Here is a 15,005-nt window from a genome sequence, read left to right on the forward strand (position 1 = left end):
TAATGGCTTAACCATCATGCACTAAGGCTCATATCGACTGCGCAAAGCCTGCAACACGCCGTGTTTCTGCCGGATTTGCACTAGATTACAGAGCGGAAATAACCAGTGCCTGCAGTTGAACCCACCCGCGTTTCTGCTACCGCAGAAGCGGTTCAGGGCAGGGTGATTTGCCCCGGCGGGCCAAGGAGATGACAAGACCCATGGAAACGGAAGCAATCGGCACGGTTGCCAGCCATTCGGATTTTTCCCTGATCAGCCTGCTGATGGCTGCTGATCCGGTCGTGAAGCTGGTGCTGCTCGCGCTGTTCCTTGCGTCGATATGGTCGTGGATCGTGATCGGCGAGAAATTCTTCAAACTGGGCGGCCTCAAGAAGTCCTCACGGGATTTTGAAGACGCTTTCTGGAGTGGCCGTGCCGGCGAGATCGACATGCGCCCCGGCCAGGGCGGCAAGGATCCTGCCAGCCGGGTGTTCATCTCGGCAGCTCGGGAATGGTCGGACGCAGGCAAGGGCCCGGCCCCGGCAGAAGCTTCCGCCATCGTCAGCCGGGCCGAACGCTCGATGCGCGCCGCGGTAGACCGTGAACTCGGCCGGGCAGGCAGCGGGCTCTCGGTGCTGGCCACCATCGGTTCGGCGTCGCCCTTCATCGGCCTCTTCGGCACGGTCTGGGGCATTATGAACGCCTTCCTCAACATCGCCGAACAACAGGATACCAGCCTTGGCACCGTTGCCGGCCCAATTGCCGAAGCGCTCTTCGCCACCGGCCTTGGCCTGATCGCCGCTATCCCGGCGGTCATCTTCTACAATAAGTTCACCAGCGACCTGACCAAGCTCGGCGACCAGCTCGACACATTCTCCCAGGATGTCCTCGTGCGCCTTTCCCGGCGCGCGTCGGATGCAGCGCGGGACTGAGGAGCACCCATGGGCCTGATCCTCGGTTCTGGCGGCAAGGGCGGGCGGCGCGGGCGCCGTTCCCTGAATGCCGAGATCAACGTGACGCCTTTCGTGGACGTCATGCTGGTGCTGCTCATCGTGTTCATGGTGACCGCGCCCATGCTGGTGCGCGGCGAGCAGCTGAACCTTCCGCGGACAACGTCCGCCCCGATCAAATCCGATCCCAATGATGCGCCGCTGACGGTGTGGGTGAAGGCCGATGGCACGGTCCTGATCCAGCAGACCGAAGTGCCCGTTGAAGCCCTCGGCGCTCAGCTGCAGGCCATTGTGGGGGAGGGGTATGACAAGGACGTGTTCCTCTATGCCGATGAAAGTGTGCCCTATGGCATCGTCATGGACGTGACTGCCGAAGTGCGCGGCGCCGGCTTTACCCGGATGTCCTTCATCACTGAACAGAAGACCAACACCCCCCGCTGACCCCTGAGGAGCCAGCTTAACGAATGCTTCGTGGCCTGACAGTTTCCGCTCTTGTACATGCCAGCGTGCTGGCCATGGCGGTATTCTCGTGGCCGCAGAGCCGGGATGACTGCCAGGACCAGATCGACCGTATCCGGCGCGAGCAGCCCGGTATCAGCTCGGTCGAGATCCTGATGCAGCTGCCCCAGTGCGCGTCTTCGGCGGATCTGCCGATCGACTTTGTCGAGATCGGCCGGGTTGCCGATCTCGCCGAGCTGCGCAAATCCGATACGCCCCAGCCCGAAGCCCAACCGGAAGCGGCGCCAGAGCCAGTGGATGAACAGCCGCCCCCGCCTGAGCCCGAGCCCGCCCCGGAGCCTGAGCCTGAGGTTGCCGTGCCCGACCCACGCCAGCCCGAGCCTGAGCCGCCGAAAAAGCCAGAGCCCAAGCCCGAACCGAAAAAAGAGGAACCCAAGCCGAAGCCCAAGCCGGTGGAGAAGCCCCCGGCAAAGCCAAAGGATGATCTCTCTTTCCTTGACGACTTCGAGAGCGCACTGCAATCCAAGCGCACCTCCGAGCAGCGCCCCGACGCGCAGCAGACTGACCGTCCCGTGCTGGCCAATTCCGACCGCGACCAGACCGGGGCAGGGGCCCGCACTGGCGCTACCGCTTCGCTGCAGGCCGCTCTGCGCCGCCAGATCATGGAATGCTGGGCCACGGTCGATGACCTGCCGCCCGAGCATCAGATTGATGTTACCGTGAACATGAAGCTCGCCCGTGACGGGTCTGTGATGAGCACCAGCCTGCTCAATCCCCGCTCGCGCCCGGTCGGCCGGTCGGGCATCGCGGTTGACCGCGCGCTGCTGGCAGTCCGTAAATGCGGTGAAATCGGCAATTATCGCCTGCCGGCGGAAGATTATGAGCTTTGGAAAGATATCGACGTGACCCTTGGCCCGAAACAGGGTTGAGACAGATGCGTCGCAAGAATTCGATGAGGAGTCCGAACTGATGCTGAAAAGACTGATGCCGCTCCTGGCAGTCATCATGTTGGCCCTTGGGCTGGCTGCGCCTGCCAGTGCCCAGCTGCAGGTCCGCGTGGATGAAGGGAACTTCAAGCCGACGCCGATCGCCATCCCTGATTTCCAGGTGTCGGGGACCAATACCCAGCTTGCCCGGCAGATTGCCGATGTGGTGCGCGCTGACCTCGCCTCCACCGGCCTGTTCGACATGCAGAACCCGGCCTCCTTCATCCAGCGCGATCTGTCCATCAATGCCGAACCGCGCTTTGCAGACTGGAAGATCATCCGCACGGACGCGCTCGTTGTTGGCGCTTTCGAGGAACTGCCCGACGGCAAGCTCGCCGTCTCCTTCCGCCTGTGGGATGTGTATGGCGGGGAACTGATGCGCATTAATGGAGAGCCGGGCCGCCGCCTCACCACCACGCCGGAAAACTGGCGCCGTATTGCCCACAAGATTGCCGACTCGATCTACACCCGCCTCACCGGCGAAGATCCGTATTTCGACACTCGCATCGTCTACATCGCCGAAACCGGCCCGAAGACCGAACGTGTGAAACGCCTGGCCATCATGGACAGCGACGGGGCCAACCAGCAATATCTCACCTCCGGCCGCTCGACCGTGCTGACGCCCCGCTTCAGCCCCTCGGCTCAGGAAATCACCTATATGTCGTATGAAGGGGGCCGCCCGCGCGTCTATCTCTTCAATATCGAGACGGGCCGTCAGGAACTGCTGGGTAATTTCCCCGGCATGACCTTTGCCCCGCGTTTTGCCACCGACGGCCAGAGCGTGCTGCTCTCCCAGGCTCAGCGCGGCAATACCGATATCTACATCATGAACTTGCGCACGCGCGAAAGCCGCCGTCTAACGGACCATCCGGCGATCGATACGTCGCCCTCGATGTCGCCCGATGGCCAGTCGATCGTGTTCAACTCCGACCGGGGCGGCACACCGCAGCTTTATATCATGAACACCGACGGCAGCCCGCGCGCCTGTCCTTCGGGTGGCCGCGATACCGCCTGCCGTATCACCTTTGGCCGGGGCCGCTATTCCACGCCTGTCTGGTCCCCGCGCGGTGACCTGATTGCCTTCACCAAACAGGAAGGCGGCAAATTTTATATCGGCGTCATCGGGATTGATGGCAAAGGCGAGCGTCTGCTTTCGGAGTCCTATCTGGATGAAGGTCCGGACTGGTCGCCCAATGGCCGCGTCATCGTCTTCTTCCGCGAAAACCGCCCGGGTGCGGGTCCCCAGCTCTGGTCGGTCGATCTTTCGGGCCGGAACGAGCGCCGCGTGATGACCCAGACCGACGCTTCAGACCCCGCCTGGTCGCCAGTTCTGCAGTAGAATCTGCCCCATCCTGGGGCAGTAGCCCCGGGATGTGGCCAAATAAGGCCGTTTTGTGGCAAAAACAGCACAAGTCGCCGAAAATTCAACGGAATACCGATTGTCGCGGTAATTTAGTCAGAATAAGGAAATAAAGGCCCGATAAGACGGCCGCCGACACAGAAGCCGCGAAGCGGTCCGTAAAGTGCCAACTGAAGTAAACTTGGAGCCCCGACACATGCATATTCTACTGAAAGCCTCTGCCGCCGCCGCTCTTCTGGCCGCGACGGCTGCTTGCGCTTCCCGTCCCCCGCCGGCCGATGACACGCCGGTCACCCCTCCGCCGGTCCGGGAGACCGTGACGGAAACTGAAACCGTGCGCACCGACCCGGTTCAGCAATCGACGATCACCCCGGGCTCGCTGGAAGACTTCCGCGTGAACGTTGGCGAGCGCGTCTATTTCGATCTCGACCAGTACCGCCTTGACTCCGACGATCAGGAAATCCTGAAGCGTCAGGCTGCCTGGCTGAACGCCTATCCGAACGTTCGCGTTCTCGTCGCCGGCAACGCTGACGAGCGCGGCACGCGCGAATACAACCTCGCCCTGGGCGAGCGCCGCGCTTCGGCTGCGAAAGACTACCTCGTCAGCCTCGGCGTCAGCGCTTCGCGCATCGACACCGTCTCCTACGGCAAAGAGCGTCCGATCGCCGGCGGCTCGAACGAAGAGTCCTGGGCGATGAACCGGAACGCCTGGACCCAGATCGTTTCTGGCGCCACCAGCTAAGCTGACTGCGTTTACGTGATGAAAAGGACAGCCGGGTGCCATAATTTGGCCCCGGCTGTTTCTTTTATTCCACCGGGCTGAAGTCTGCCCTCGCACCCGGAGTACCCGTCATGCTGAAAGCCTCCCTTACTGGTCTTGCTGCCCTTGGACTTCTCGCAACCCCTGCCTTTGCGCAGACACGCAGCGCCCCAATCGTGAAGGGCGTCACCACCGGCGACCTCTCCCAGCAGGTCGATCAGACCCGTCAGCAGACGGCAGATCTGATGCTCGAGATCAATCGCAATGCCGAGCGGATCAACCAGCTCAATGGCCGGATTGAAACGCTCGAATACGAACTCTCCCGCACGCGGGATGGCGCCCAGCAGCAGATGCTGGATAATGAGACGCTCGCACAGGAAAACGCAGAGCTCCGCCAACAGCTCCAGGCTCAGGCGCGCGCCATCACCGCGCTGCAGATGGTTGTGGGCGTTGAGGCCACCGAAATGCTCGATACCGGCTCGGGCCCTGCGGCTGCCGGGCCGCTGCCTTCGGCCTCGGCGCAGCTTCCCGTTGGCCCGGCGCCCAGCGCCCAGCCTGGTTCCAGTGGCGGCCCCTCCGTGCTGACCCCGGCGCGCAACGCGCAGGGCGGCCTGCCGGAAGGCTCGCTCGGCACGATCTCGGCCAGCCAGCTTCCGGGCGAGGCCGGCCCGCTTTTTGCCGTCGCCCGTCAGCGCCTGCTGGCGCTAGACTATGCCGGCGCGCAGGAGGCCTTCCAGGAATTCGTCACCAAGTTCGGCAGCGATCCGCAGGCAGGCGAAGCCTATTTCTGGCTTGGCGAAACGCTGCATCAGCAGAATGCCTATGCCGAAAGCGGACAGGCCTACACCACGATGATCCGCTCCTTCCCGGATGATCAGCGCGCGCCTGACGCCCTGGCTCGCCTGGCCCGGTCGATGCGCCTCATCGGGGATACCGAGAAGGCCTGTCAGGCGCTCGACACCTTGCCCAAGCGCTATCCCAACGCATCCAAGGTCGTGCGCGATCTGGCCGCCGTTGAGCGCACCCGTTCCGGATGCAAGGGCTAAGGCCAGGGCCGGCCTTTGAGACAGCGCTCGCCGCGCTGCCGGCTTGCCTGCTCGATGCGCCCATCGGGGTTGCCGTCTCCGGCGGTGGGGATTCCCTGGCCCTTCTGCTTCTCGCCCAGCGCTGGGCGGCCGGGCGGGGGCGAACGCTTTTCGCCCTGACCGTCGATCATGGTTTGCGCCCGGAGGCCCGCGCCGAGGCTGAGGCCGTTGCCGCGCTTTGCCGGCAACTGGGCCTTCCCCATGAAACACTGCGCCTTGAAGGCGCTGCCCCGCGCCAGGCGTCTCTGCGCCGGGGACGCCACGCCGCCCTCGCGCGCGCCGCCCGGCAGAGGGGCAGCCGTCTCCTGCTGACAGGCCATACCGCGGACGATCAGGCCGAGACCTTCCTGATGCGCGCCCGGCAGGGCTCAGGCTGGTATGGGCTGGCCGGGATGCGCCCGCTGTCGCTCTCGCCGGTCTGGCCGGAGGGGCAGGGGGTGTTTATCGCCCGGCCTTTGCTTGGCGCCCGCCGGGAGGAGCTTCGCACGTTCCTCAGGGCCGAAGACGTCCGCTGGGTGGACGACCCGTCCAACGACAATCCGGCCTTCGAGCGGGTGCGTATGCGCCGGCTGCTCTGTCCGAAAATGTCCGGATCTGTCCAAATCCTGTCCGTGATGGACCGGTTTCAGACATTAAGAATGATTGAGGATGCCGCTCTTTGGCGCTGGATGACCGCAAATATCCGCGTTTCGGAGGGGGTGATCGAGGTAACTTTCCTCACTTTACTGCCGACCGAAAGGGCTGCCCGCGCGTTGGGTCTGCTGATCCAGATTGCGGCTGGCAGAGAGGTCCCGCCCCGCGGTGAACGCCTCGCGCGGCTTGTGGAACGCATTGTTTCGAAAGAAGATTTTCGCGGCGCCACTCTGGGCGGCTGCCAGATCCGCCCCCGCCGGGGCCGCCTGCAGCTTGCCTCCGAGACCGGCCCGCCCATCCCCGGCATCGCGGCCCGCCTCGCGGCGCATCAGGCCATCCTTTCCGGCAATACGCATGAAATTGCCGCAGCAGCAGGAAAGGAGTCGTTTTTAGAGGATTTGGTGCCTATCTTCTAAATTCAATCCCGTATGGTTGATCGAATAGTCTCTGACGGAACCTTGCTATGAACGTCCGTAATTTGGCGATCTGGGGCGCGCTCGCCCTGCTCGTAATTGGTATGGCTGTGATGATGGGCGGCAACCCCGAGGTTGCCCGTGCCCAGCCCACAAAGCTATCCGAGATCTATCAGCTCGCAGAACAGGGCAAGATTGCCGATGCGACGCTGGGAGATACCACCATCATCGCCAAGACGACGGATGGGCGGACGCTGAAAAGCGAGCTGCGCGCCCTCGACATGAAAACCGAGGACGTTCTCACCCAGAACAATGTTCCCTTCTCGGTGAAGCCGGACACGGGCCGCAATAATGTGGCTTCGGTGCTTCTCTCGCTTCTGCCGATCCTGCTGATCGTCGGTTTTGTGTTCTTCATGATGCGCCAGATGCAGGGCGGGGGCACCCGCGGCGCGATGAGCTTCGGCAAATCCCGCGCCCGCCTCCTCACGGAGAAGCAGGGCCGTGTCACCTTTGATGACGTTGCCGGTGTTGATGAAGCAAAGGAAGAACTGCAGGAGATCGTCGAGTTCCTGCAAGACCCCTCCAAATTCCAGCGCCTGGGCGGCAAGATCCCGAAAGGCGCGCTGCTGGTCGGCCCACCGGGCACCGGCAAGACGTTGCTTGCCCGCGCCGTTGCGGGTGAAGCCGGCGTGCCCTTCTTCACGATCTCGGGGTCTGACTTCGTTGAAATGTTTGTCGGCGTCGGCGCCAGCCGTGTCCGCGACATGTTCGAGCAGGCCAAACGTTCTGCGCCCTGCATCATTTTCATCGACGAGATCGACGCGGTCGGCCGCTCGCGCGGCGCCGGCCTCGGCGGTGGCAATGACGAGCGCGAGCAGACGCTGAACCAGCTGCTGGTCGAGATGGATGGCTTTGAAGCCAATGAAGGCATCATCATCATGGCGGCCACCAACCGTCCTGACGTGCTTGATCCTGCGCTGCTGCGTCCCGGCCGGTTTGACCGCCAGGTGACGGTCGGCAATCCGGACATCATCGGGCGTGAAAAGATCCTGCGCGTTCACATGCGCAATGTGCCCCTCGCCAAGGACGTGGACTCCAAGACGATTGCGCGCGGAACGCCTGGTTTCTCCGGCGCTGACCTTGCAAACCTCGTCAACGAAGCAGCGCTTCTGGCGGCCCGCCGCGGTAAGCGCGTCGTGGCGATGCAGGAATTCGAGGACGCCAAGGATAAGGTTCTGATGGGACCGGAGCGCCGCTCGATGGTCATGTCGGAGAAGGAAAAGATTCTTACCGCCTGGCACGAAGCCGGCCACGCCGTGGTTGCCATGAAGGTGCCCGCCGCCGATCCGGTTCACAAGGCGACGATCATCCCGCGCGGTCGCGCACTCGGCATGGTCATGCAGCTGCCCGAAGACGACAAGCTGTCGATGTCCAGGGTCGAAATGACCTCGCGTCTCGCCATCATCATGGGCGGCCGCGTGGCTGAGGAACTGAAATTCGGCGATGACAATGTCACGGCCGGGGCAGCTTCCGACATTCAGCAGGCCACCCGTCTGGCCCGCGCCATGGTCACACGCTGGGGCTATTCGGACATTATCGGACCGGTCGATTACGGCTCTGATCAGGGCGATGTGTTCCTGGGCCAGCAGTTGATGCAGTCCAGCCATATTTCGGAAGAAACCTCGCGCAAGATCGAGGAAGAAGTCCGTAAGCTGATCGAAAAGGGCAAGGAAGATGCCCGCGAGATCATGACGAAATACCGCAATGAGTGGGAAGCGATTGCCACCGGCCTGCTCGAATTCGAGACGCTGTCGGGCGAAGAGATTGCCAACCTGCTGAAAGGCACGCCGCCCAGCCGTCCGGATATCTCGGATGATGATGCCGGGCCAGCTTCCGCTGTGCCAGTCATCGGCAAGCGCAAGAAGCCCAAGGATGACGGCATCGGCGACGTTGAGCCCAATCCGGCCTGACGCTTAAGCAGTTGTTACAAAAAAGCCCTCCCAGCCCGCTGGGAGGGCTTTTTCTTATTGCGGGCGCATTTTTGTCTGAATTTCCGGTAATCTGCCTTCTGATAAACTGCCAAGGAGGCTTGAGGGGATGCGGTTCAATTTGATGGCAGCGGGCTTGGCCCTGCTGATTGTGACAGCCTGCGCAACGCATGTGCAGACAACGTCGGGGGCGGATTATCTGGCGCGGTATGACGGCAGCTATACACCGGCGGCGGGCGCGGCTGGTTCGGAGGTGGATGCTCGGGTTCGCCAGATTGCCGCCGTCGAACCCGACATCAGATTTCCGGCGCGCATCGGGCTCGCCCGGATCGAACGGGGGCATCTTGCGGCGATCCCGGAGCGGGAAGGGGAGGCGTGGGCCGCCCTCACCCAGGAGCTTGACGGGCTTTATGGCGAGTTCGTTCCCGTCAGCCCTCTGATCGCCGCGATGGTGGCGCCGGAAAATGACAAGCCCCGCTATTCCTACACAGCCGCCGATACGATTGCTGAAATCCGCCGGGGCGCGGCGCGCCAGCATCTCGATTATGTGCTTGCCTATGAGGTTTCCACGAATAATCGGAGCAAAGGCAGCGCGCTTTCCTTTGCCGATCTCACAGTGATTGGCATGTTTGTGCTGCCGGGACGAAGTGTTGAGGCTGAGGCTGCAGCAAGCGGTATCCTGATCGATGTGCGCAATGGCTATCCCTATGCCACGCTGACGGCATTTGCCGACAAGAAGGGCCTCTCGCGCACGATCAACTCTTGGCAGGTGCGGCAGGACATGATGAAGGACGCGTCTGCCAAAGCGGTGCTTGAACTTGCCGGCGAACTTCACGGCGCTCTCGAGCAGCTTGCCGTGAAAGCGCAGAGCATCACGCCGGTCTCTGAGAAAGTTGCGGCGGGAGGCAGTTGAGCGAAGGCTTGCCTTTCCGGGGGTGACCGGTAGGTTGCCTGTCATGATGCTGAGACTGGCAGTTGCCCCCGCTTTCGCCCTTGTTCTGGCCGCCTGCGCGACGGCGCCCGCCGGACCGCCTGATCTTCCGTTTGCGGAAGGCCTTGCCGCAACGTGTGGAAAGGCCTTTGAAGGCCGCGTGGTGAGCCATGACGCGGTAGATGACGAGTGGCGCGAGAACCGTCTCGTCGTGCATGTGCGCGATTGTGAACCCGGCGTGTTCCGTCTGCCGCTGAGCGTGGGCGAAGATCGCTCCCGCACCTGGGTGCTGTCCACCACAGGGCCGGATGGCGGCTGGGAACTGCGCCACATCCATCGCCATGAAGACGGCAGCCTTGACGCGCTGACCAGCTATGGTGGTTATTCGATTTCTGACCCCGCCGCTGCGCGTCAGGAATTCCCGGCGGATCAGTCCACCAAGGATCTGTTCGACGGTGAGGGCATACCGGTATCAAAGGCCAATGTGTGGGCTGTGGAAGTGCGCTCGGGCCAGCAGATGTTTGCCTACGAACTGAAACGGCCGGAACGTTTCTTCCGCGTCGAAGTGGACCTCTCCAAACCGGTCGAAATCCCGCCGCCGCATTGGGCGCCTCCTGCGCCTCCGATGTGAGTATCGCGGGCAACCGGTAAGAACGCCGGTCAGCCCCTACGTCCACCGGCCGGTGGACGGCGCCTTTCATTCAGCAACGCAGTTTGAACCGGCTTTCCCTGCTCCTGACGCGGGGAAGGGCTGGCCGATATGGATCCTCGAGCATCGCGGTCATGAGCTCCATTTTGCGAGCCCGGAAGAGATGGCGCATGTTGCTGGTGTTCTGGGTCAAAAAATTTTGCCCGACCCGCGCGTCCTGGGGGCGGAATTCAGCGCGGTCAATTCCCACTGGCTCTCTCGTATGGATAAGGCCTGGCTGAGCTGGAAAGTGCGGCAGGAGGTCGTTCGCAGATTATCGGCGGCACTGTCCCAGTGCGGTAACCTGTAAGTCCTTGCCATGGCCGGGATCCGTGGCAGGGTACCCTTCGGGGTTGCAATAGATCGGGGGCGCGTATCATGGCAAATGTTGCTGGAGCTTCGGGCCAGATTGAGATGACACGTCCGCTTTTGGGCCGGTTCAAACCAATGCGGGTGGCGTTGTTTGTCTATATGGCGGGAGAGGCAGGTCTCGCGCTGGCCAGTATCGTAGAATATTATGTTCTCAACGCGCGGGGGCTAGACCCGTATTTGGATCTTGGGGCGATGTCGTCCGCTTTTTCCATTGCCGTTCTCGGCGTCAGCCTTGCGCAGATTGGTGGCCTGATCGCTTCGGTCATCCTTGTTTCCATGTGGACCTACCGGGCCATGAAGAACCTCCACATTGTCGAGGCTGTGGCGGCCGCCATGTCTCCGGGCTGGGCGGTCGGGTGGTATTTCATTCCCATCGCCAACCTCTGGAAGCCATTTGAAGGCATGCTGCAGATATGGCGCGAGTCTCACCGCCTTGCCGGGAGGCCTGAAAAGGTTGCGGCCTATATGGGCTGGTGGTGGGCAACTTGGGTCGCCTCGAACATTCTTGCCAACATATCCCTGCGCCTGACGGGATTCACCGACCCGCTGCCGACCTATGACGTGGGCATTCTCGTGGGCGCTGTTGGCAGCGTGCTCTCGGTCGTCTGCGGGTTTCTCCTGCTTCGCACCGCGAAGGAGGTCACGCAGGTTCAGGCGGAAATGAGGTCCGGCGGCTTGGCCGATACGTTCGGCTGATCGCACCGGCGCGGCTTCCCAAGCGCGTTTTGGCGCGATAGACACCGCCCCACACAGCCAGAAACCAGACAGTATCGAGGGGTTTTCCCATGGCCGGGCACAGTAAATGGGCCAATATCCAGCACCGCAAGGGCAAGCAGGACAAGAAGCGCGCGGTGCTGTTCGCGCGCCTGTCCAAAGAGATTACCGTGGCATCGAAGATGGGCGGGCCGGACCCGGCCATGAACCCGCGCCTTCGTCTGGCAATCGCCAACGCCAAGGGTGTTTCGGTGCCCAAGGACAATATCCAGCGGGCGATCGACAAGGGCCAGAGCGGCGGCGGGGCCGACTATGCCGACATCCGTTATGAGGGCGTCGGCCCCGGCGGCGTCGGCATCATCATCGAAGCCTCGACGGACAACAAGAACCGTGCGGCCACCGATATCCGGACGGCCTTCTCCAAGAATGGCGGCGCCCTGAGCACGACCGGCTCTGTATCGTTCAACTTCGACCAGCTTGGCGAGATTGAATATCCCGTCAGCGCCGGAACCGCAGACGAGGTGATGGAAGCGGCGATCATGGCCGGCGCCCAGGACGTGGAGTCCGACGAGGAAGGCCACTGGATTTATACGGCGCGGGAAGACTTTGCGGCCGTGTCCAACGCGCTTGCCGAAACGTTTGGCGCCAAGGTGGAGCCCACGTCTGCCAAGATCATCTGGAAGCCGAAAGTCACCACGCCGGTTTCGGGCGATGCCGCCGACCAGTTGATGAAGCTGCTCGACGTCCTTGATGAGCTGGATGACGTTCAGAACGTCTATGACAATTCTGAGCTCTCCGAAGACGAGATGGCGCGCCTGGCCGGGGGCTGATCAGCTTTCGGCGCCGAGGCCGAGGCTTTCCAGAATGCTTTCGGTGTCGGCGCCTGGACGCGGCGGCGGCAGCCGCAGGCTCGCTGGTGTTTCCGAAAAGTGGACCGGATGGCGCATGGTGCGGTACTTCCCCGCCTCGGGATGCTCCGCCTCTGTAAAGAAGCCGGTCGAGACGAGGTGGGGATCGCTCAGCACTTCGGCCATTGTGTTGTAGCGCATGGCGGGAATATCTGCCTTGTCCATCAGCGCCAGCCACTCATCGGTGGTCTTGGTGGCGCTGACCTGCTCGATAAGGGCGTAGAGCGCGCCGACATTCTCCGTGCGGGCCTGATAGGTTGAGAAGCGCGGATCCTTGAAGATCTCTGGCATCCCGCCGATGGCAAAGAATTTCTCCCATTGCTCATCCGAATACGGAACAAGTCCGATGAAGCCGTCCTTTGTGGGGTAGGGGCGGCGGTTGGGATTGATGGAGCGGGTGTAGGCGAGCTTTCCATTGCCCGGCAGGAAGGTCTCCCCATAGAGATTTTCGACCATGTTGAAGAAAGTGAAGCTTTCCAGCATGGGCACCTGCACGAACTGGCCCTTGCCGGTGCGCGCGCGGTGAAAGAGTGCCGCCAGGGTGGCGTAGGTGGCGAAGAGGCCTGCGGTCTTGTCGGCCACCAGGGACGGGGCGTATTCCGGCCGCCCGCCAGAACGCAGCGCATTGAGATCGGCAAAACCCGAAGCGCCCTGGATCAGATCGTCATAGGCTTGGCGGCGTTCATAGGCGCCGCCTTTGCCGAAGCCGGCGCAATGGACATAGACGATGTCTTTCTTCAGCGCCTTGACCTGCTCATAGCCAAAGCCGAGCCGTTCCATGCCGGCGAGGCGGACATTGTGGAAGAATACATCGGCGGTTTTCAGCAGCTCTGTCAGGGCGGCTTTGCCCTCCGGCGTCTTGGCGTCCAGCGTCATCGCCTTCTTGTTACGATTGAGGGCCATATAGATCGGGCCGAGATCACCGGTGGGGGAGGCGCCAGCATACCGCATGGTATCGCCCTTTTTGGGAGGCTCGATCTTGATGACCTCCGCACCGAGATCGGCAAGGATCAGCGTCGCAAACGGCCCGAGCACCACGGAGCTCATATCTACGATGCGGATTCCGGAAAGCGGGCCGGGGCGGGACTTATCGGTCATTAAGGGCCTCCATATTTTTTGGCTAAGTGCCTGCAGGCGGCCCGGAAGATCAAGGCGTTCCCTAGCGTTAAAGTGCTAGGGCGAGGCGAGCTTCCTCGATATGGCTCGTCTTTGCGTGGAACAGGGACCAGTCGTCCGCTTCGGCGATCGGGGCCCACAAGGTCTCGACTTCCTCGATGATAAGGCTGACAGGGGCCGCTCTCTGAAAATAGGCGTGGCTGAGCCGTTCAGGGCGTACCGGGGCCCGCTCGGTCAGCGCAGCGTGGACGGGGGCAAACTGAGCGGTGGTGTAAAGGTTGGCCTGAGGGGAAGACGCTGCACGCGCGGCGCTGGCGTTGCCGCCAAACCAGTCGAAGAAAGTCTGCGGCCAGCTTGCCCCGCTTTCCGTCATCCAGGCATAGAACGCCTGCAGGAACGAAATGTCAGTGTCCGTGTCATTTTCAGGCTCCAGCCCCAACAGATGATGGGTGTGGGCGATGAAGCTTTCCCGGTAGGCGGCTTCATAAGGCACGAGCGCCTTGGCAAGGTCATCTGCCTCGGCAAGCAGCAGCATGGCGGAGGCGAGTTGCTGCAGGGCCCAGCCGCCCTGAACCGGTTGGCGGCCAAACCGGTAAAGCCCCTGGCTGTCGAAATAGGCCGCGGTGAAATTCGGATCGGAGACCGGCAGAAAGCGCCAGGGGCCGAAGTCGAAAGTCTCGCCCGTGATGTTGAAATTGTCCGTGTTCATCACACCGTGGACAAAGCCGGCAGCCATCCACTGGCCAATCATCCGGCCTGTAGCGATGGCTACAGATTCCAGAAGATTTCGCGTCCTGACCGCCATCTCGGGCGCATCAGCAGCCGGGTAGAATTCGGCAATGCAATAATCGACGAGCCGCGCCATGCTCTCCCGGTCCTCATGCCAGGCGCAGCGCTGGAAGGTGCCGAAGCGGACATGGCTGTGAGACAAGCGCACCAGCACCGAGGCGCGCGTGGGGGAGGGCTCGTCATTCCGGCTGAGCTGCTCACCCGTCTCGACGAGGCTGAAAGCCTTGGATGTGTTGACGCCGAGGGCTTCCAGATAGCTCGCGGCCAGGATCTCCCGCACGCCCCCTTTGAGCGTGAGCCGGCCATCACCCTGGCGGGAATAGGGGGTCTGGCCTGACCCCTTGGTGCCCAGATCGAGCAGGCGCCCGGCTGTATCGCGCAGCTGCGCGAAGAGGAAGCCGCGGCCATCTCCGAGCTGAGGATTGTATGTCCCGAACTGGTGGCCATGATACCGCATGGCCAGCGGCTCAGGGAGGTTTCCCGGAAGCGCGTCGAAGTGTGCGAAATGCCGGATCCACGCATCTTCCGAGAGATGATCGAGCCCCGTTTCGGCCGCCCAGCGCTGGTTGCGCCAGCGCAACATGGCGGATGGAAAATCTGCTGGCGCCACTGCATCCGCGAAAGAATCCGCTATCTGCAGGAACGGAGAGGCCGGGGAAGCGGGTTGTTCTGGAGGAGGGTTCTGCATGAAATACACCAGCTTGTGGGTGGACGGACTAAGTTGAACGGCGTGAAAAGTTCCTTTTTTGTATGCAGCGCTGCAGCACAAGTCACCCCTTTGCGACCCGGCAATACCGCATAAGAGTGAGATGAGTCCAATTAATGACAAGCGGCAAAAGCTTGCGCTTGGACCTCATAAAACGGGAGGAAACGA

General features: G+C 62.3%; 14 protein-coding genes. 12 read left to right on the forward strand and 2 right to left on the reverse strand.

What is annotated here, in order from left to right; genetic code table 11:
• Positions 1 to 200: 200 nt before the first annotated feature.
• The 12 genes from HPO_RS09925 to HPO_RS09985 all read left to right on the forward strand — a co-directional run bounded on the left by HPO_RS09925 (position 201) and on the right by HPO_RS09985 (position 12,148).
• Entirely contained in the window at positions 201 to 911 is a 711-nt protein-coding gene (locus HPO_RS09925; protein WP_035597842.1) for a MotA/TolQ/ExbB proton channel family protein, read from the forward strand.
• A gap of 9 nt (positions 912 to 920) precedes the next feature.
• Positions 921 to 1,370: an ExbD/TolR family protein gene (locus HPO_RS09930; RefSeq protein ID WP_035597844.1), complete on the forward strand. Its 450-nt coding sequence runs from the start codon at positions 921 to 923 to the stop codon at positions 1,368 to 1,370.
• A gap of 23 nt (positions 1,371 to 1,393) precedes the next feature.
• Positions 1,394 to 2,317, forward strand: a complete 924-nt coding sequence (locus HPO_RS19745; protein WP_051612500.1) for a hypothetical protein — start codon at positions 1,394 to 1,396, stop codon at positions 2,315 to 2,317.
• A 40-nt stretch (positions 2,318 to 2,357) separates the two neighbouring features.
• Entirely contained in the window at positions 2,358 to 3,713 is a 1,356-nt protein-coding gene (gene tolB / locus HPO_RS09940; protein ID WP_035598048.1) for a Tol-Pal system beta propeller repeat protein TolB, read from the forward strand.
• A gap of 217 nt (positions 3,714 to 3,930) precedes the next feature.
• Positions 3,931 to 4,476, forward strand: coding sequence for a peptidoglycan-associated lipoprotein Pal (pal, locus tag HPO_RS09945; RefSeq protein ID WP_035597847.1), 546 nt, complete (start codon positions 3,931 to 3,933; stop codon positions 4,474 to 4,476).
• Positions 4,477 to 4,586: 110 nt separating this feature from the next.
• Positions 4,587 to 5,540: a tol-pal system protein YbgF gene (ybgF, locus tag HPO_RS09950; RefSeq protein ID WP_035597850.1), complete on the forward strand. Its 954-nt coding sequence runs from the start codon at positions 4,587 to 4,589 to the stop codon at positions 5,538 to 5,540.
• A complete protein-coding gene (gene tilS, locus HPO_RS09955; RefSeq protein WP_051612501.1) occupies positions 5,528 to 6,628 on the forward strand; it encodes a tRNA lysidine(34) synthetase TilS in 1,101 nt (366 codons plus the stop codon). Before ybgF ends, tilS begins: the two co-directional genes overlap by 13 nt.
• A gap of 47 nt (positions 6,629 to 6,675) precedes the next feature.
• Positions 6,676 to 8,595 (forward strand): ATP-dependent zinc metalloprotease FtsH, encoded by a 1,920-nt coding sequence (ftsH, locus tag HPO_RS09960; RefSeq protein ID WP_035597852.1) that lies wholly within the window; start codon positions 6,676 to 6,678, stop codon positions 8,593 to 8,595.
• A 127-nt stretch (positions 8,596 to 8,722) separates the two neighbouring features.
• Positions 8,723 to 9,526, forward strand: a complete 804-nt coding sequence (locus tag HPO_RS09965; RefSeq protein ID WP_035597854.1) for a hypothetical protein — start codon at positions 8,723 to 8,725, stop codon at positions 9,524 to 9,526.
• A gap of 43 nt (positions 9,527 to 9,569) precedes the next feature.
• The gene (locus tag HPO_RS09970; RefSeq protein WP_206742147.1) at positions 9,570 to 10,175 is read left to right on the forward strand and encodes a hypothetical protein; all 606 of its coding nucleotides are present in this window, start codon (positions 9,570 to 9,572) and stop codon (positions 10,173 to 10,175) included.
• A 435-nt stretch (positions 10,176 to 10,610) separates the two neighbouring features.
• A complete protein-coding gene (locus tag HPO_RS09980) occupies positions 10,611 to 11,300 on the forward strand; it encodes a DUF4328 domain-containing protein (RefSeq protein ID WP_084324262.1) in 690 nt (229 codons plus the stop codon).
• An 89-nt stretch (positions 11,301 to 11,389) separates the two neighbouring features.
• Positions 11,390 to 12,148 carry a YebC/PmpR family DNA-binding transcriptional regulator gene (locus HPO_RS09985; protein WP_035597860.1) on the forward strand — a complete coding sequence of 253 codons (759 nt, stop codon included), beginning with the start codon at positions 11,390 to 11,392 and terminating at the stop codon, positions 12,146 to 12,148.
• Here HPO_RS09985 and HPO_RS09990 read toward each other — a convergent pair whose 3' ends face one another.
• Together HPO_RS09990 and HPO_RS09995 are read right to left on the reverse strand one after the other, a co-directional pair.
• The gene (locus HPO_RS09990) at positions 12,149 to 13,324 is read right to left on the reverse strand and encodes a CaiB/BaiF CoA transferase family protein (protein ID WP_035597863.1); all 1,176 of its coding nucleotides are present in this window, start codon (positions 13,322 to 13,324) and stop codon (positions 12,149 to 12,151) included.
• 67 nt (positions 13,325 to 13,391) lie between these two features.
• Positions 13,392 to 14,819: a protein adenylyltransferase SelO family protein gene (locus HPO_RS09995; RefSeq protein ID WP_084324263.1), complete on the reverse strand. Its 1,428-nt coding sequence runs from the start codon at positions 14,817 to 14,819 to the stop codon at positions 13,392 to 13,394.
• Positions 14,820 to 15,005: the final 186 nt, after the last annotated feature.

This window comes from Hyphomonas polymorpha PS728 (genome assembly GCF_000685315.1).
Taxonomy (GTDB): Bacteria; Pseudomonadota; Alphaproteobacteria; order Caulobacterales; family Hyphomonadaceae; genus Hyphomonas; species Hyphomonas polymorpha.